Consider the following 18790-nt stretch of genomic DNA (forward strand, 5'->3'; position numbering starts at 1 on the left):
GGATCATCGCAATCACGTATTTCTATGTGCGTACTATGTTCCAGATGAGGAGGAAGTGACCCCAGAGGAGCTACGAATATATTTACAACGGGAACTGCCAAATTATATGGTGCCGTCGCATTATATGGAACTTGAGAAACTACCGTTGTCTCCTAATGGCAAGGTGAATCGAAGAGAGCTGCCGATCCCGGATGTGGAGCAGCAAATGGATTCGAAATACGAAGAAGCACGTAATGAAACAGAGCAGAAACTGACGGAAATATGGAAAGAGGTATTGGGCGTCGAACGAATAGGAATCCATGATCATTTCTTTGAACTAGGTGGAAATTCGATTCTGATGGTGCAAATCCGAACCAGAATAAGCAGGGAAATGGGAATCGATTTGAATCTACGAGACTTCCTGCAGCATTATACTATAGCGAAGCTGTCGGAACGGATCAAGGAAGGTGTAGATACACAAGAGGCCATCGTGTATCCGGAGTTAATACCTGATCCGGAACATATGTATGAACCGTTTCCGTTAACGGATGTGCAGATGGCTTATCTGATGGGACGCGAGGACCATTTTGAAATGGGCGGAGTGTCGACACATGTATATATTGAGTTGGAAACTTCATTGGATATGGATCGGTTTAATCGAGCACTGCAAAAAGTTATTGAACGTCATGCTATGTTGCGAACGATTATCCTGCCGAGCGGACAGCAACAAATATTAGATTATGTTCCGGAATATCATATTGAGGTTATCCCGATACAGGATCTCTCCAAGGAAGCCCAGGAAAAGAAAATACTGATGGAAAGAGAGCGCATGTCTCACTACATTTTCAAGACCGATCAGTGGCCTCTATTTGAGTATAAGGCTTATCAATGTTCTGCGGAAAGGTTTTACCTTTTTATCGGTTATGACATGTTAATAACGGATGGGGCAAGCTTTCAATTCATTCATCAGGAAATTATGAAATTTTATCATGATCCAGATTTAGATTTGGAAGGTGTGGACATTACTTTCAGAGACTACATGATGGCTTATACGGGTTTCAAATCCTCGGAAATATATAAAAGGGATCGGCAATATTGGACGGATAAACTGGAATGTTTTCCTGATCCTCCTGCTTTACCGTATGTTTCCTCACCGAGCCTGATTGTACAACCGCGATTCAAAAGGGTAACCAAACATTGCAATAGGGAGCTTTACGAAAAGCTAAAGCAAGTTTCACAAAAAAATCACGTGACACCAACTGCAGTGCTGTGTACTGTATTTGCCAAAGTGTTGTCATACTGGAGTAATCAATCCCAATTGGCGCTCAATTGTACTATTTTTAATCGTTATCCATTTCATAAAGATGTATATAAGATGATAGGGGACTTTACATCCGTTATGTTACTTGACATCACGCTTGAAGGAGGGAAATCTTTCTGGGAACAGACTGAATCCGTGCAAAACGTGTTGATGGAGGCGCTCGAACATAGGCACTACGACGGAATTCAATTCATCAGGGAAATAATACGTCAACGTGGTGCTGAAACTCATAAGGCAGCGATGCCCATTGTATTCACAAGCATGTTACTGGATACAGGGAAAGGTACTGATGATTCTGTTTATTATATGGGTGATGTAAAAACAGCGGTTTCTCAAACCTCTCAAGTTTTTTTAGATTATCAGGTCCTGGAAGTAGATGGTGGACTCACGATCACATGGGATTATGTTGAACAACTGTTTGATTCAGAATTCATTAAAACGATGTTTGACCAGTACTTTATGCTGCTGGAATTTTCCTTAAGCTCAGATGCCGGAAATCGTTTTCCTTGGGGACATGAAAATCATCTTCTGATCTCAGCCTTTAATCATACTTGTGAAGAAATTCCAAGGACTACACTCCATTCCTTGTTTGAACAGCAGGTCGTTCGCTGGCCAGAGGCAATTGCAGTGATTTATAAAAATAGCCATATCACTTATCAGGAATTAAATGAACGCTCGAATAGGGTGGCTCGCTATTTACAGGAATATGGCGTATGCCGTGGTGATTTTATTAGTGTATTAGCCAATCGGAGTATTGAAACCATTGTGAATATTATAGGTATATTGAAGGCCGGAGCGGCTTATGTACCGATTGATCCTGATTATCCGGAGGAACGTCGTGAATATATTAGGGATCACAGTGGTTGTAAATTAATGTTGGAACCGGATCTATACGTTAAGAAAGAATTAGCCGTTTATTCTGGTGAAGCTCTTCAGGTCGAACATGATCCTGATGATGTAGCCTATGTGATTTATACTTCAGGCAGTACAGGCCAGCCTAAAGGAGTCATTGTTACACATGGGGCGGTAGCGAACACGGTGCAGGATATAAATCGTAAATTCAATGTGAATGAGCAGGACCGTATTATTGGATTATCATCCATGTGTTTCGATTTATCGGTTTATGATCTATTTGGAGCGTTAGCGGTTGGAGCGGCTTTAGTGCTTATTGATGATCAACGTAATATTACAGAAGTCGCCAAGACACTGGAGGAACATAAAATTACAATTTGGAACTCCGTGCCAGCTATAATGGACTTGATGTTGAATCATGTGCTGGGAGAAGAAGAGGAAAGCGGCTATTACTGGGATGGTAAGTATCGCTCGTCTGGAGCACGTAAGAAAAACACTTCTTTGCGTTTGGTCATTCTTAGTGGAGATTGGATACCTCTCAGTCTACCGGATAAAATTCGCAGACAATATTTTCACGCGAATGTAGTAAGTATGGGTGGGGCAACAGAGGCTTCTATTTGGTCCATTTATTATCCTGTATATGAAGTCCATGAAGATTGGGCCTCCATACCTTACGGAATGCCACTAGCCAACCAAACTTATTATGTATTGAATTATGATCAGGAACTTTGTCCAGTAGGTGTAAAAGGTGAGCTATTCATTGGAGGTGTTGGCCTAGCGAAAGGTTATCTGCATGAAGAAGAAAAAACGGCATTTTCATTCTTTAATCATCCGAATTTTGGCAGATTGTATCGCACTGGAGACCAGGGAATCCTGAATTCAAAAGGATATATTGAATTTTTGGGACGTAACGATCAGCAAGTAAAAATCCGTGGTTATCGTGTAGAGCTTGGCGAAATTGAAAATCAAATTCTTCAAATTATTGGAGTAAAAGAAGCAGTGGTCTTGTATACTCCTGATTCAAAAGGAAATAAAGTACTGTGTGCGTATATTGTGGCCCAACCAAGTTTGAGCATTCAGGATATTAAAGAAGGTATTAGTCGTGCATTGCCAAATTACATGGTGCCCACCCATTTTATTTGTCTTGAACAAATTCCTTTAACACCTAATGGAAAATTAGACCGAAAAGCACTGCCAGAGCCATCAGCTAAAACCATATTTCAAAAGAAATATGAAGCTCCAGTGACGGAGATGGAGTGCCTTATGGTACGAATCTGGGAAGAGATTTTGGAGTATAGTTCCATTAGCGTGGACGATTCTTTATTTGAATTAGGGGTGGATTCGACAAGTGTAATTAAATTTGTGGCGAGACTAGCTACAGGGAACGGAATAGAACTTCCAATTCGACAAATTTTTGTGACACCGACTATTCGAGAATTGGCATCCCTAGTTTCTTCATCTGAGACACAGATTAGTGACCTTTCTAACGAAAGAATGTTGTTTAATTCACAGGGAGAAAGAGACCGAAACATATTTTGCTTCCCTCCTGTAGTTGCATTAGGGGTTGTATATCAAAGGCTTGCGGAATTCCTTGGTTCCTATCGATTGTATAGTTTTAATTTTCTTGAGATTGAACAGGACCGTCTCATAGCAGAATATATCCGCCTTATAAAAGAAGTTCAGCCTGAGGGGCCTTACGTATTTCTGGGGATTTCAGCAGGAGGAAATTTGGCTTTTGAGATTACAAAGGCCCTTGAAAAACAGGGAGATAAGGTCGGCCAGCTCATTTTATTGGACTCATTTTACATTACAGAAATAAATTCAGAGCGGCTTACAACGGAAGAGAGTCGTAAATATGCGAAAGAAACAGTAGACCTTATGTTGAAAAAATACCCACAATTACAAAGTGAAGGAGAATTTTTTCATCTCCATGTTGGAGAGAAGATACAGAGATACTATGCTTATCTGGATAATTTAATGAATTCCGGACAAGTTGCGGCCCATATTCATGTTATTAAATCTCTTCAGAGTCAAAGTAAACATATCCGTGGAGATATCCGAATGTGGGAGCATTCTACAATTGGGGAGTATTCCATTTGTGATGGGTATGGGGATCATGAAAGCATGCTTGATGCTACATTTGTTGAACAGAATGCAGAGTTGATTCTAAGCATATTGGAGAAATAAATAATAATAAAAAGAGGTATTCCATGGCTATTTCGGCCTGTGGAATACCTCTTTTTAATGGTTGTATCCAAACGGTCTGTCAACCTGATATCGTTTGTACAATGAGCACTACATTCAAGATAATGATGATAGCGGTCACGATCCAGGTTAGTACTTTTTGCCACATTTTATTCGCAAATTCACCCATAATCTTTTTGTCGCTGGTAAAAAGCAGTAATGGAATGATGGCAAAGGGAAGCTGGATGGACAGGATGACCTGGCTCAGCACAAGTAGTTCCTCCGCACCTTTTTCACCTGCGATGGCAGTGACGATGACCGCTGGAATAATCGCGATGAGGCGGGTCACTAGACGACGCAACCAAGGTGAAAGACGAAGATTCAAAAAGCCCTCCATCACGATTTGTCCAGCTAAAGTGCCTGTAACGGTTGAATTTTGACCTGAGGCGAGTAACGCCACCCCAAATAGTATGCTCGCCAGTGTGGTTCCCAGTAGTGGCGAAAGCAGATAATAGGCATCACTAATTTCGGCTACATCTGTTCTTCCTGCCGTATGGAATACAGCAGCTGCCACGATCAAGATGGCGGCATTAATAAATAATGCGAACATCAGCGCTATACTGGAATCCCAAGTTGCAAATGTAATAGCTTCCCGTTTACCTGCTGAAGTCTGCTCAAATTTGCGAGTTTGTACAATAGAAGAATGCAGATACAGGTTATGCGGCATTACAGTAGCGCCCATAATACCGATGGCAATATACAGCATGCTTGGATTCGTCAAAATTTGCGAGTCTGGTACAAAGCCGCCCAATACGCCGCCCCATTCCGGTTGTGCCAAAATGAGATTAATCCCAAAACAGCCGGCAATCGTCGCCATTAGCACAATGACGAGTGTTTCCAATGCCCGAAAACCTTTGTTTTGCAGCAGTAAAATAAGCATGACGTCAAATGCGGTAATGATGACTCCGTATAGTAACGGTAGACCAAACAGCAACTTCAGCGCAATGGCTGAACCGATGACCTCGGCCAAATCCATGGCTGCAATGGCAATTTCGCACAAGAGCCATAAGCCGATGGCGACAGGACGACTGTAGGCATCACGGCACATTTGAGCCAAATCTTTACCTGTGGCAATGCCAAGCTTGCCGGATAAGGCTTGCAGCAGGATGGCCATCAGGTTGGAGATTAGAATGACACTAAGCAGCGTGTAGCCGAATTTTGATCCGCCAGCGATGTCTGTGGCCCAGTTGCCGGGGTCCATATAGCCGACTGCGACCATATAGCCGGGTCCAGCAAAGGCAAGAAACTTCCGAAACCAGGTCCCGTCTTTCGGGACGATCAAGGAACGATTCACTTCCGACAGTGAAGCGATTTCCGCGAAGTTACCCTTTGTATTTTTCATACGCTTCACCTTCTTTATTGTTGTTGAAATATATTATTAGTGACATAACGATTGTGTTATCTCTATTGTACACTCACAATAGTTTTTGTCTAGTGCAACTTTTGTGTGGTCAAGCAATTTAATCGTATTTTTGAAGCAATATGGCCATAAAGCTGAACAATAGAAAAAACCAAGCTATATCGCTCTGAGGGGAGCGGCTTGGTCGTTTTGGATTTTTTTAAATTGTTGTCCATCTTCCAGGTGAACGCCGCTCCATATTTTATCAATTTCATTGTAGTTATTTGGACTGAAACGATAAATAGCCTGGTCAATCTTTTTCTTCGAATTTACGCGTTTCAGAAAAGGCCTTATTCTCCAAGTTCGGAATCGGAAGCATTTTAGTCATTTCTATGCCTGTAAGCTTTTCCAACGCTTTGACATAGGCCATCACATGGACTTCACCCCGCACCAGCAAGTAACCTACGATCTCGCGTGCGACAGGGTTGTCAGTCATGGAAGTCTGAGCAGATACAATAAAATGATGCGAGTAAGCCTTCAAGACACATGTTGACGGCCCATCAAGTAGGGGCTTATAACATATAGTGTAAACAAGGTGAGGTGGAATTAAACGGTGATGTACTGGTTAACAACCCTATTTCAAATGATTCATTTTGTGTAGTTCGTTTAAAGTACATACGAGAAGGAAATCATGTATTAACATGACGATAGATTCCTGCGGAAAACATATGATATAGAGAAGGAGAGATGAAATCATGGAAGCATTATACACAGCATCAGCAACGGTACATGGTGGAAGAGACGGTTCAGTCGCTTCATCCGATGGAGTTTTGAAGCATAAGCTCAGCACGCCGAAGGAACTGGGTGGCGCAGGTGGAGAAGCTACGAATCCGGAGCAATTGTTTGCGGCAGGCTATGGTGCCTGCTATGAGAGCGCATTGGCTAATGTGGCCCGGAAGGCTAAGGTGAAGGTAGACAATGTTGAGGTCACCAGCCACGTATCTATCGGCAAGGACCCAAGCGATGGCGGCTTCCAGCTGGCGGTACGTCTGGACGTGAAAATACCCGGTATTGAACGCGCCCAGGCCGAAGATCTGGCACGCCAAGCGCATGATTTTTGTCCGTATTCCAAAGCAACACGCGGTAACATTGATGTCGAGCTTAATGTCATTTAACTGCATTTCTATAACTTTTACACTCTGGCCGCCGATTTATCGGTGGCTTTTGCACATAGATCTTGATTCGCTGAGATTTGCGACCATTTGACATCATCGCCAAAATTCATTAAGATGGCTTAGGTGATTCTGGTCATCAGGTACGAAACAAATTTGAAAAATACGGGTGATATGATGTCTTACAGACCGAATATTGTTAATTTCACGCTGGCTGGCAGCAACGAAAAAGAAGGGCTTTATGAGTTTAAAATGAGTTTGGCCGATGGAACGGAGTGCCGCGTTTTTTCTCAACGTAATCCGGAGTGGACCTTGACGAATATTAGTCGACTGCTAACGACGCCTTGCCCGGTATGCCATAAGGATTTTATCTGCAAGTGTATGGATAAGTTTCATGAGGAGTTTTTAGAGCAAATTAATACGAAACAGCTGTTTGAAAAAGCATTGAGCTAGTTTTCGAACAGGTAAAGACTATACATTTCTAAACAAGCGTCGGATACTTTCGGCGTTTTTTTGTTTATATTCATATGGTTGCGTTGCTGGTATTCATGCCGTTGATTTCTCTGGAGGTGAAATGCATTTATGAACCAGTCTGATCATGCTCGTTCAGATCATTCCATTGTGTTGGTGGATGGGGTATGCCACTTTTGTCAGGGAGCGGTCCGCTTTATTATCAAGCGTGACCCTAAGGGAACATTTCATTTTGGTTCCCTGCAATCCGAGGCAGGACAAGAACTATTACGTGCAGGAGGACTATCTACAGATCAGCTGGATACGTTCGTGCTGATTGAAGACGGTACGTATTATACAAGGTCCACCGCGGCTTTGCGAATTGTCAAACGTCTTCGTTTTCCATACCCGCTGGCCTATGTGTTCATCCTGGTTCCCCGCTTTGTGCGCAACGCTGTCTATAACTGGGTGGCGCGTAACCGATATCGTTGGTTTGGCAAGGATGAAGAGGATCAATGTCAGATCCCCCCACCAGAAATCAGACAACGATTTTTTTAGTTGCTTTTTTAAGTCTCTTTTTTGGAGCGATGTCTACGAATTAGTAAGATCACAGCGATCACGATTAGTATCAGGCTCGTAACAGCTACATACACGATATGTCGTACATTGGGTACGTTAACAGACAATTTTAGCTCGTTAGATTCCAAAGGAGCAATGTCCCAATACAGTGTTTTTCCGTCTTCCGACACACGGTCTGCATTATTGGTAGCAGGTTGGATGGGTAAGGATAGGCTGAAGTTAAGATCCAGCTGCCGCTCCAGTAATTTGCGCGCAAACACATTCATTTGCTCAAATTTGTCACTCAGTCCTTGAGCTTCTTCAGGAAGCATCCGTGGTAGATCGAGCTTCATGGTAAGATCAATATTCGTTGTGAAAAAATGTTGACTCACAGCGCGCTTTATTTCTAATCCCTCAGGTAGATTTAATTCCTGACTGGGATTTTTTTTGTTTGTGCTCCAATCTCCTTGATAATGTCCCTTGATTTGATATCCCTTTCTTCCCTGTTCAGCTAGCGGCTGTACATCTACATTGTTGCTTTGAATACGCTTGACTAATCGATCTAGCAGCCCGGGATTGTCCAACATCATCAGTGTCTGGTTGTTTACACTGAACGTTGCATCCATATCTACACTTTGATCGAGATGAACATCTACATGGATGTCACCTCGAGCACAGGAAGTTAGGACAAGCAGACAGCACACCAGCATGAAAATGAGCAGTATTTTTCGTATCCGAACTTGCCGACATTTGTTCCGATAAGGGCTGTATCCTGTTGGCTCCATGACCTGCACCTCTTTATATGTATTCTTTGGTTTAACGACTGGATATCTTCTATATATTACACATTGGGAGAACGAAAATCGAACGGTATAACGAAATACATAAGAATTATATTTTATAAAATGTTTCCCTAGGTAAAAACTTTAGTGTATACTCTAAAATATAGTGTTGATAAAAAATAATTGAATCAAGGAAATAGTTTGTCCCAAAACGAAATTCAAAGGAGGATTTTAAAACATGAACAAGCAGTTTAAGAAGGCTTTGCCGCGATGGGTAACGACGGTTGGAGTGTTGTCTCTGGCTCTGGTTCTAGCGACTGCATGTACCGATGCTAAGAAGAAGGAGCAGGGAACTGCGAGAGAGGCGGGACAAAAAATAAAGGCTACGGCTACCATCGGTATGATCTCTGACATTGTCGGCAAGGTCGGCGGTAATCATGTGGAGGTCACAGGAATTATGAAGTCAGGCGTTGACCCGCATTTGTACAAGGCTTCTCAGGGAGATATGCGCAAGCTGGATCAGGCCGACGTTATTTTTTATAACGGGTTGCATCTGGAAGGTAAAATGCAGGACATTCTGGAGAAAATCAGCAAGCAAAAACCCGTCATACCCGTGTCCAAAAACATCGCACAGGATCAGTTGCGTGCAGGTAGCCCGGAAATGGGATCTGAGCATGATCCACATATCTGGTTTAACGTACAGAATTGGATGTCTGCGGTAGAAACCGTCAGAGATGAATTATCGGCGCTAGACGCTGTTCATGCGGAGGAATATAAGGCCAACGCAGAAGCCTATCTTACTGAGCTGCGAGAGCTGGATGATTACACGAGAGAGCAGATTGCCAGTATACCGGAAGCCCAGCGCGTGCTTGTCACAGCACATGATGCTTTCGGCTATTTCGGAGATGCCTACCACATTCAAGTGAGAGGACTTCAAGGTATGAGCACAGAGTCAGAAGCGGGTTCTCAAGATGTGACCAAGCTGCGAGATTATTTGGTGGAGCATAAAATCAAGGCTATATTCGTAGAATCTAGTGTTCCGAGAAAGGCCATAGATGCGGTTATTCAGGGGGCCGCTCAGCAAGGCCATACAATTAGGGTTGGTGGCGAGCTGTATTCGGATGCCATGGGTGAAGAGGGCACAGAAGATGGAACATATATTGGGATGGTCAAGCATAACGTCAATACGATTGTTAAAGCTCTTAAATAAGGAGGCAAAGATACATGGGGCATTCACCACTTGTCGTTCGTGATTTATCGGTAGCTTATCAAAAAAAGCCCGTTTTGTTCGATGTTTCCTTTGAGGTGCCGGAAGGCAAGCTGATTGGTATTATCGGCCCGAATGGGGCTGGGAAATCTACGTTGATCAAGGCAGCGCTTGGACTGATTCCAAAGCTTAGGGGCGAGGTGCTGGTCTACGGCAAGCCCTATAAGCAACAGCTGCTCAAGGTTGGCTATGTACCGCAGCGGGAGTCGGTGGATTGGGATTTTCCGACGAATGCGCTGGATGTGGTTATGATGGGACGGTATGGCAGATTGGGCTGGTTTAAGCGTCCAGGTGCAGCAGATCGTCAGGCTGCGATGGAGAGTTTGGACAAGGTTGGAATGAGCAAATATGCAGACAGGCAGATTAGTCAATTGTCTGGCGGTCAGCAACAACGTGTTTTTTTAGCCAGAGCACTGGCGCAAGACGCTCAGCTTTATTTTATGGATGAACCGTTTGTCGGTGTGGACGCTGCAACAGAAAAAGCCATTATTTCATTGCTCAATGATCTGAAACAGCAGGGTAAAACCGTGCTTGTCGTTCATCATGATTTATCTACAGTCACGGATTATTTTGATCAGGTTATGCTGTTGAACGGGCATCTTATGGCGTTTGGAGAGACGACAGATATTTTTACCGAGGAAAATCTGCAGCGTACGTATGGCGGGCGTCTGAGTATACTCAAAACAGGCCCGGATTCCGGCACGATACTCGGAGTGAGGTGAGCAGTATGACAAGCTTGGCAACGCTTTTGACCGACCCAAACATGCAGTGGATTTTGCTGGGCTGCATTTTGCTCGGTTTAAGCAGCGGGGTAATTGGCAGTTTTATGTATTTGCGCAAGCAGTCGCTCATGGGAGATGCTTTGGCACATGCGGCTTTGCCGGGGGTATGTGTGGCTTTTATGATCACAGGTACAAAATCCGTGTTTGGATTTATGATTGGGGCCGCCATTGCAGGGATTGTTGCGACCTTTGCTATCAGTGCGTTAACCCGGTATTCGCGAATTAAAAGCGATTCGGCGATTGCAGCGGTGCTGTCGGTATTTTTTGGCTTCGGCATTATGTTGTTGACCGAAATTCAGCATAGTGGCGCAGGAAACCAAAGCGGGTTGGATAAATTTCTATTTGGTCAAGCTGCGGCAATGGTATTGTCTGATGTCTACACGATGGCGGTAATTTCGGTGGTACTCATCGGAATATGTATATTATTTTTCAAGGAATTTAAGTTGCTCAGCTTTGATCCCGGCTTTGCCCGCGGACTTGGTTATCCGGCAGGGTTGCTGGATAAGTTGTTGATGCTTTTGATTGTCATTGCGGTGGTTGCTGGCATTCAGGCCGTGGGAGTCATTATGATGGCTGCCCTGCTGATTACCCCGGCCGTGTCGGCAAGATACTGGACAGAGAAGCTGGGTGTCATGGTATGCCTATCAGGCTTGTTTGGTGCTATAGCAGGCCTTGGTGGGACGCTCATTAGCTCTCTGGGGCAAAATCTGCCTACAGGACCGTTATGTGTGTTGTGTGCGACTGTGGTGTTTGGAATGAGCTTGATTTTTGCGCCGCAGCGCGGGATGATCTCCAAGGCTATCGTTCGGTTGAACGCCAGAAAAAATCTGGAGCAGACAGTCGGAACACAGCCAAGGGAGGAGCGTGCCCTATGAGTTCATTTTATGTAATTTTGACGGGAATGTTAGTGGCAGGGGGATGTAGTATCGTTGGGTGCTTTCTCGTGCTTCGAAAAATGGCTATGATCGGTGATGCAATCAGTCATGCGGTATTGCCGGGGATTGTCATTGCCTTTCTCATCAGCGGATCGAGGGATTCGGTGTGGATGATGTTTGGTGCGGCTGTGCTGGGTCTTCTAACGGTGTACCTAATTCAGCTATTCCAACAAAGCGGTCTGCAAAGTGATGCTGCCATTGGCGTGGTGTTTACGACATTGTTTGCTATCGGTGTTTTGCTGATCAGTGTGTTTGCTTCCAATGCCCATCTGGACATGGATCACGTTTTGTATGGGGAAATTGCTTATGTGCCATGGAATACGTTCGAGATTGCCGGCTTCGATGTCGGTCCGAGGGCTGTGTGGATTACGGGCGCGATGTTTTTGATCAATTTGCTCGTGATAGGGGGCTTTTTCAAGCAATTTAAAATCACTTCCTTCGACCCCGCCCTGGCAGCTTCATTAGGCATTCCAGTTGTTTTTTTTCATTATCTGCTGATGAGTCTCGTCTCGTTAACGACGGTGGCGTCATTTGAGAGCGTGGGTGCAATTCTGGTGGTTGGCATGCTCGTTGTACCGCCTCTTACCGCTTATTTGCTGACGGAGAAGTTGTCCCGTATGATTGTATACAGCGTCGGATTTGGAGCCATCAGTTCGGTCGTAGGCTTTTACACAGCAAGTGTATTGGATGCTTCTATTGCGGCATGTATGCTATGTGTATCGGGTGTGTTGCTGCTTTTGGCTTTTCTCTTTTCCCCGTCTCACGGTGTGGTATGGCAAAAGTTATTTCAACAACGGGGGATCGTTGGCGAAGATAGCAAGTGATTGTAGGAAGTGATCCCATATGAGTTACCCAAAATAGCGTGCATTCAGGCATAAGAGACCTGAATGCACGTTTTTTGCGCTTATACTGCCCTGTGCGGCTTTTTTTGGGGCAAGCTTGATTGATCATCTTGAATTGATTGGGACACGGGAGTACATTCATTACAACTATATAAGAATGGACGGAACAAACAAGCACGCTGTGGGGAGGAACGAAAGTGGAGAGCTTCAAACGTAAATCACCAGAGGAAATACTGGATTCGATTAACAAACTGCATCGAGGCAGACTCAAAATATACATGGGTGCGGTCAGTGGCTCGGGCAAGACGTATCATATGCTGCAGGAGGGACAATCGCTGCAGCATGAAGGTATTGATGTTGTGATTTGTGCGGTCTCAACCATGCAGCGGCCTGTGACCGTGGAACAGGTCGGCACGCTGGAGCGAGTGCCTAGTATTCATTGGATAAAAGATGGTGAGGAGCAGAAGGATCTGAATGTGGAAGCTTTGGTGGCGCGAAATCCCGAGGTGGTACTGGTGGATCATTTGGCACATCATAACCGGAAAGACGCTCCATTCCCAACACGGCTGGAGGATATTCGGTATTTGCTGGAGCAGGGAATTAGCGTCATTACGACGGTCAATGTTTATGAACTCGAAGGAATTACGGAGTGGGTATATCAGCTGACAGGCTTTGAAGCGGAATATACGGTTCCGGTTGATACGCTGGAGCTGGCGGATGAAATTCGTCTGATTGATGCCACCCCGGAGATGATTTTGGAACGGCTGGCGAAAGGCTACATGCATACGTCCAATCCTGAGATGTTTCATCGGGGAAATCTGGGTAAATTGCGTGAGCTAGCCCTGCGATTGGTAGCAGAGGATGTGAATGATTCGCTGGAACGGCACCGGGAGGAGTTAGGCTTGCACGGGGCCTCAGGAGCAGCAGAGCGTATTTTGGTACCTGTCCAATATCATTGGAACGGGTCCATTTATGTACGCAGGGGGGAACAGGTCGCCAAGCGGTTGGGTGGAGATATGCTTGTAGTCTCCTTTGTTAGCTCGAAGCGAAAGCTGTCCAAGGAATCAGCAGCCTTCAAGCGTTCGATTGAGCAGTTGGCTGACAAGATAGGATCGACATTTGAAGAAATTCCGCTTTTTTCTCGCAGAAGGTTGCCTCGTCAACTGATTCATTATGCGGTGACGCACAATGTTACCCGAATTGTTATGGGGCATTCTCGGCAGACTCCGTGGCAGGAGCTGATGAAAGGATCGCTGGTGAACGGGATTTTAAAACGAATGAAAAATATGGATCTGCTGCTGATTGCGGACCGGGCCGAGCAGGAGGGTGAGCGGATTTTGCCAACGATGAGACAGGAGGAAGGAGATAATGATCCGTATCATCGTTTGAGCGTTGAAGAAGCACAGGCTGAGGCAGCCAAAATCCTGCGGGGCAAGCTCAAGGTATATATTGGCGCTGCTCCGGGAGTCGGCAAAACATACACGATGCTGAGAGAGGGGAATGATCTGCTGGAGAGCGGGATCGATGTAGTTATTGGACTGCTGGAAACGCATGGAAGAGCAGAAACACTGGCACAAGTAGGCTCTCTGGAGATGATTTCCCGTCAGTCCATTGAGCGTCATGGCGCACACTTGGAAGAAATGGACACCGAAGCCATTCTCAGGCGTAATCCTGAGGTAGTGCTTATTGATGAGCTAGCACATACCAATGTTCCCGGAAGTCTGAGAACTAAACGTTATGAGGATGTACTGACCATTTTGGAACAAGGTATTTCTGTGATATCCACAATGAATGTACAGCATCTAGAGAGCTTGAATGATGCGGTGGAACAGATTACTGGTATACGAGTGAGGGAGACTGTTCCCGACCATATGATGCGTCTGGCCGATGAGGTACAGCTTGTTGATGTGGCTCCTAAATCGTTGCAGCAGCGTATGCGTGAAGGCAAAATATACGATCATGCGAAGGTGGAACAGGCACTTAGCCACTTTTTTAAACTGGGCAATCTGATTGCGTTACGTGAACTTGCTTTGCGGGAATTGGCAGATGACGTAGATGAGCGGCTGGAATCCTGGGATCGACATGAATCACTTCGGGGACCGTGGCGCAGGGAGGAAGTAATCTTCGTAGGCGTGACGCTAAGTGAAAATGCTGAAAGGTTGATTCGCCGTGGTTTTCGTATCGCCTTTCGTCTGAAGGCTGTGTGGATTGTGACTTATGCTCATGTCGGTGAGCGTATACCTGAGAGACTGAACCCTCGTCTGGAACAACTAAAGTTGCTGACCCACCGACTGGGGGGGACCTTTGAGATACGGCTTGTTTCCAGCCGACGCGAGATTGCCGACATTTTGATTGCTCCAGTGGAAGGATATTCAGGTACGCAGCTCATCGTGGGGCAGTCTTCCCGAAGTAGCCGTTGGGGGAAGGCTGCGGTTGTGCCGAGGATTCTCCGTCAAGCACGTCATATGGATGTTCTAATTGTGGCGGATTATGATCCGGATATTAAGCTTGAGGTAGATCATTAATTCGCCCAGTAAATTCATAAATAGTCATATGCTGGTTACCGATGGTTCGCTGCTTCCATAGTATATTCTATCTCAAAGAAATGGAGGCGAATTTGAATGTATAAACATCGTAAGCATGATTGTCATTTTCCAAAGCCAAAAAAACGTGTCTTTAAGAAGATCATTAAGGTGACTGTCATTAAGTTTAAACCTAAATTTAAACGTGATCACTGGAAACATGAAGATTTTGATAAGAAATGTCATTGCAAGAAACGTCGCCATCATCGCCATCATGACTGTCATCGTCGTCACCACAAATTCTACTAAGATGAAGATAGTAGGAGGCGGGGCTAGACTGCCCGCCTTCTCCTAGTACGAGGATTTTGGAAGATACTTGCACAAAAAATACTTGCTCTAATATAAGCGCTATGCTATTCTACCAGTAAATAGATTGCACGTGACGGAAGCACCGTTCACCAACCGTATGTATTTACGGATGGATGAACGGTGCTTTTTTGCGTTGTTGTGTTAGGGAAAGGGATGAGCGTTATGGTTCCAGTGAAAGTGGTATTGGCCGTAGAAGGCCGGGATTATATTGAGCCGCTGCTGAATTATGTTCACGGAAGCGAGTACGCCAGAAGGCTGAGAATAACGGCTTTTTCGCAACCGGAGGCATTTCATCAATACATGATGGAAACCAGCGGAATGAAAAGACCGGATGTGGTGGTGGGTGAAGCGGCTTTTTTGAATCTATGGACAGACAGGGAAGCTGCTGATATTCCTTGTTTGGTATTGCATGAGGGAGAACAAGTGGACGAATATGGACAGCTTTTATTAAAATATCAGCCTTTATCTGAGCTGGTCGGTTTTATTTTGGAAACGGCTAGACAGAGGTCGAACGGTCGGAAAAGTGTAAACAGTCGGGAAGGTGGAATGATTATCGGCATGGTAGCAGCTTCCGGTGGACTAGGTAAGACAACGGCCGCACTCAATATGTCCAAACAGCTGGGGAATGAGGGATATTCGGTATTCTATCTGAATCTGGAGACGGTGGATTCAAGCTCGTTGTTCACTGGTTCAGGCAGTGCTAGCGGAGCAGAAGGAGAAGGGCTGTCCAGGCTGCTCTATGATCTCAAGGCGGGGGGGAGTGAGGACACTCCATTATCCATGGCTTCCTATTGTATTCGTCGCCCTGAAATTCAGGCGGATACTTTTCAGCCTGTCTATAATCGCAAGGAGCTGACGGACATGACTTGTGATGAAGCGAAAGAGCTGATTCGAACGGTTGCCGAAAGTGGGCAGTATGATGTAGTGATCGTAGATGGCGATTCTGAAAAAGGTGATCGGGCTCAAGCCGTGCTTGAAGCTAGTCATAAGCTGATTTGGCTGCTGGCAGACGATTTAATGAGCATGCACAAGTGCGGATTATGGCTGGATGTTTTAGAAACCACGCAGCCTGAAGGGCTTGAAGACATGATATGCAAAACCAGCTTTGTGGTGAACCGCTATATGGGAACTATGATCAACTCATTACCTCGTGACTTCATGGAGCTAAACGGAGCGTTACCCTATATACCTTCATGGAAGCAGATGCAACACCGTGAGCTACTGCTTAGTTCACCGATTTATCAGCGGGAAATTCGTCATCTGTGCCACGAGCTGCTGAATGTGGACAGTGTAACACATCCGCCCGCCGTTTGGTCTTAAAAGGGGCTGATGAACATGAATGAGGAACGGTTTAAGGCATTGCGAGCAGATATCCGAAACGGGCTGGACGTAACGTCTTCGGTAAAGGATGCAGATCTGGTACGGCATATTGAAAATCGAATTTTACACGATGTAGAGCTGGTGGGCTTAACTTCCCGAGAGAAGCACGCACTTGTGCGCAAGATTTTTAACTCTTTCCGTGGGCTGGATGTACTCCAGCCATTGATTGACGATCCGACCGTTACGGAAATTATGATTAACAGTCACCGGGAAATTTTTGTGGAGCGGGCTGGTGAAGTGATGCAGGTACCTGATCAATTTGAGTCCCGCGAGCGGCTGGAGGATTTAATCCAGACGATTGTAGCCGGGGTGAACCGAATTGTGAATGAGGCTTCTCCCATTGTGGATGCCCGGTTAAAGGATGGGTCACGCGTAAATATTGTGCTGCCTCCAGTTGCTCTCAAGGGTCCGACGATGACAATACGGAAGTTTCCCGAGCGTCCTATGACGATGGATGACTTGATACAAATGGGTGCGCTTGATGCAGAAACCGCTGCTATGCTCAAGGACTTGGTACGTAGCAAGTACAACATTTTTATAAGCGGAGGAACGGGTTCTGGTAAAACAACTTTTCTGAATGCATTATCCCAGTTTATCCCGTCGTCTGAACGGATTATTACCATTGAAGACTCAGCAGAGCTGCAAATTGTGACGGTCCCTAATCTAGTTTCCATGGAAACACGGAATGCGAACACCGAGGGGAAGGGAGAAATCACAATTCGTGATCTGATTCGTTCCTCCCTGCGTATGCGGCCCAACCGCATTGTGGTGGGTGAGGTCCGGGGAAGTGAGGCATTGGATATGCTGCAAGCGATGAATACAGGACACGATGGATCGTTGTCAACTGGGCATGCGAATAATATCCGCGATATGGTCAGCCGGCTGGAAACGATGGTGCTCGGAGGAGCAGAGCTTCCGCTTGGAGTAGTACGGCAGCAGATCAGCTCAGCTATTGATATATTCGTTCATCTGTCACGGATGCGCGACAAATCTAGACGAGTGCTGGAAATTAGCGAAGTGATTGGCTTTGAAAATGGTGAGGTGACGCTTAACCCTCTTTATCGTTTTCAGGAACGAGGAGAAAGTAAGGGGCGAATCGTAGGAGGTCTGGAACGTTGTGGCGAGGGTCTGCAACATACTTTGAAGCTGCAAATGGCCGGGATCAATCCGGAAAACTGGCACAGGGGAGGAGTATCAGCGTGAAGCCAGGAAAAACGACTGCCAAGCAAGTATCACGTGAGGTCCCTTCTCTGCCAGATTATACGGTATATACATTATCGACAGTACAAAAAAGTCTGTGCATATTCTTTAGTGGCGTGCTGTTCGCAATGATCGGTTATCTATTTTATCACCAATGGATATTATCGTTGCTGTGCGCTGCCGGGGCTGGGGTGACGCCTCGTTATTTTAGGCAATTTTTGCTGCATCGACGCAGGTCTGCTCTAAGCATCCAATTCAAGCAGGCTTTATATTCGCTCTCGTCTTCTCTTTCAGCGGGGAGGTCGGTGGAGAATGGTTTTCGTGAGGCTGTAGAGGATTTAAGATTGCTTAGTCCAGATGGAGATCACGACCTGATTTTTGAATTTAACATCATTACCGCCTGTCTCGAAATCGGACAGCCTGTAGAGGCTGCTTTGCAGGATTTGGCCCGTCGGGCGCAGATGGAGGATATTACGAATTTTGCGGACGTATTTGCGGCTTGCAAACGAACCGGAGGTGATCTGGTGGAAGTCGTACGACGAGCTTCAAGTGTCATTGGTGAGAAGCTGGAAATTCAGCAGGAGATTGGTGTAATGATTGCGCAGAAACGTTTTGAATCAAGGGTTATGTTTGCGGCGCCTTTTTTGTTTGTATTATTTATGACAATGACAGCGGGTGATTACATGATGCCCTTATACAGCGGTACAGGTATGATTTTATCAACCTTTTGTTTATTGGTGCTTGGTGGGTGTCTTGTGTGGATCAACCACATTATGAAGATTGAAGTGTAAGGAGA

At 45.4% G+C, this 18790-nt stretch carries 14 protein-coding genes and 1 pseudogene; 12 read left to right on the top strand and 3 right to left on the bottom strand.

What is annotated here, in order from left to right:
* A pseudogene (locus tag C1T21_RS05815) lies at positions 1-4018 on the top strand (non-ribosomal peptide synthetase); the annotation flags it as partial.
* A gap of 400 nt (positions 4019-4418) precedes the next feature.
* On the opposite strand, the gene C1T21_RS05820 reads toward C1T21_RS05815, so the two are convergent.
* Together C1T21_RS05820 and C1T21_RS27765 are read right to left on the bottom strand one after the other, a co-directional pair.
* On the bottom strand, positions 4419-5738 hold the full coding sequence (locus C1T21_RS05820; protein WP_103047577.1) for an Nramp family divalent metal transporter: 1320 nt from the start codon (positions 5736-5738) through the stop codon (positions 4419-4421).
* A 307-nt stretch (positions 5739-6045) separates the two neighbouring features.
* The gene (locus tag C1T21_RS27765; RefSeq protein ID WP_258012374.1) at positions 6046-6276 is read right to left on the bottom strand and encodes a manganese catalase family protein; all 231 of its coding nucleotides are present in this window, start codon (positions 6274-6276) and stop codon (positions 6046-6048) included.
* 214 nt (positions 6277-6490) lie between these two features.
* Here C1T21_RS27765 and C1T21_RS05830 point away from each other — a divergent pair, with 214 nt between their 5' ends.
* The 3 genes from C1T21_RS05830 to C1T21_RS05840 all read left to right on the top strand — a co-directional run bounded on the left by C1T21_RS05830 (position 6491) and on the right by C1T21_RS05840 (position 7915).
* Positions 6491-6910: an organic hydroperoxide resistance protein gene (locus C1T21_RS05830; protein ID WP_013309264.1), complete on the top strand. Its 420-nt coding sequence runs from the start codon at positions 6491-6493 to the stop codon at positions 6908-6910.
* A 123-nt stretch (positions 6911-7033) separates the two neighbouring features.
* Positions 7034-7360 (top strand): hypothetical protein, encoded by a 327-nt coding sequence (locus C1T21_RS05835; protein ID WP_025722703.1) that lies wholly within the window; start codon positions 7034-7036, stop codon positions 7358-7360.
* 129 nt (positions 7361-7489) lie between these two features.
* Positions 7490-7915 carry a thiol-disulfide oxidoreductase DCC family protein gene (locus C1T21_RS05840; protein WP_103047578.1) on the top strand — a complete coding sequence of 142 codons (426 nt, stop codon included), beginning with the start codon at positions 7490-7492 and terminating at the stop codon, positions 7913-7915.
* An 8-nt stretch (positions 7916-7923) separates the two neighbouring features.
* On the opposite strand, the gene C1T21_RS05845 is transcribed toward C1T21_RS05840, so the two are convergent.
* Entirely contained in the window at positions 7924-8700 is a 777-nt protein-coding gene (locus C1T21_RS05845) for a DUF3153 domain-containing protein (protein WP_103047579.1), read from the bottom strand.
* Between the two features lie 235 nt (positions 8701-8935).
* Between C1T21_RS05845 and C1T21_RS05850 the strand changes: the two genes are divergently transcribed.
* The 8 genes from C1T21_RS05850 (at position 8936) to C1T21_RS05890 (ending at position 18785) form a co-directional block, all read left to right on the top strand.
* On the top strand, positions 8936-9907 hold the full coding sequence (locus C1T21_RS05850) for a metal ABC transporter solute-binding protein, Zn/Mn family (protein WP_103047580.1): 972 nt from the start codon (positions 8936-8938) through the stop codon (positions 9905-9907).
* A 14-nt stretch (positions 9908-9921) separates the two neighbouring features.
* A complete protein-coding gene (locus C1T21_RS05855; RefSeq protein WP_023987614.1) occupies positions 9922-10686 on the top strand; it encodes a metal ABC transporter ATP-binding protein in 765 nt (254 codons plus the stop codon).
* A gap of 5 nt (positions 10687-10691) precedes the next feature.
* Positions 10692-11621, top strand: a complete 930-nt coding sequence (locus C1T21_RS05860; RefSeq protein WP_069291389.1) for a metal ABC transporter permease — start codon at positions 10692-10694, stop codon at positions 11619-11621.
* Positions 11618-12505 carry a metal ABC transporter permease gene (locus C1T21_RS05865; protein WP_103047581.1) on the top strand — a complete coding sequence of 296 codons (888 nt, stop codon included), beginning with the start codon at positions 11618-11620 and terminating at the stop codon, positions 12503-12505. Before C1T21_RS05860 ends, C1T21_RS05865 begins: the two co-directional genes overlap by 4 nt.
* A 215-nt stretch (positions 12506-12720) precedes the next feature.
* Entirely contained in the window at positions 12721-15048 is a 2328-nt protein-coding gene (locus tag C1T21_RS05870; protein ID WP_103047582.1) for a histidine kinase, read from the top strand.
* Positions 15049-15576: 528 nt separating this feature from the next.
* Positions 15577-16734, top strand: a complete 1158-nt coding sequence (locus C1T21_RS05880; RefSeq protein WP_103047584.1) for a P-loop NTPase family protein — start codon at positions 15577-15579, stop codon at positions 16732-16734.
* Positions 16735-16749: 15 nt separating this feature from the next.
* Complete coding sequence (locus C1T21_RS05885) at positions 16750-17997, top strand: TadA family conjugal transfer-associated ATPase (RefSeq protein WP_103047585.1); 1248 nt, start codon at positions 16750-16752, stop codon at positions 17995-17997.
* Entirely contained in the window at positions 17994-18785 is a 792-nt protein-coding gene (locus tag C1T21_RS05890) for a type II secretion system F family protein (RefSeq protein WP_103047586.1), read from the top strand. Before C1T21_RS05885 ends, C1T21_RS05890 begins: the two co-directional genes overlap by 4 nt.
* Positions 18786-18790 lie beyond the last annotated feature (5 nt).

The organism is Paenibacillus sp. F4 (assembly GCF_002894905.1).
Classification (GTDB): Bacteria; Bacillota; Bacilli; order Paenibacillales; family Paenibacillaceae; genus Paenibacillus; species Paenibacillus polymyxa_B.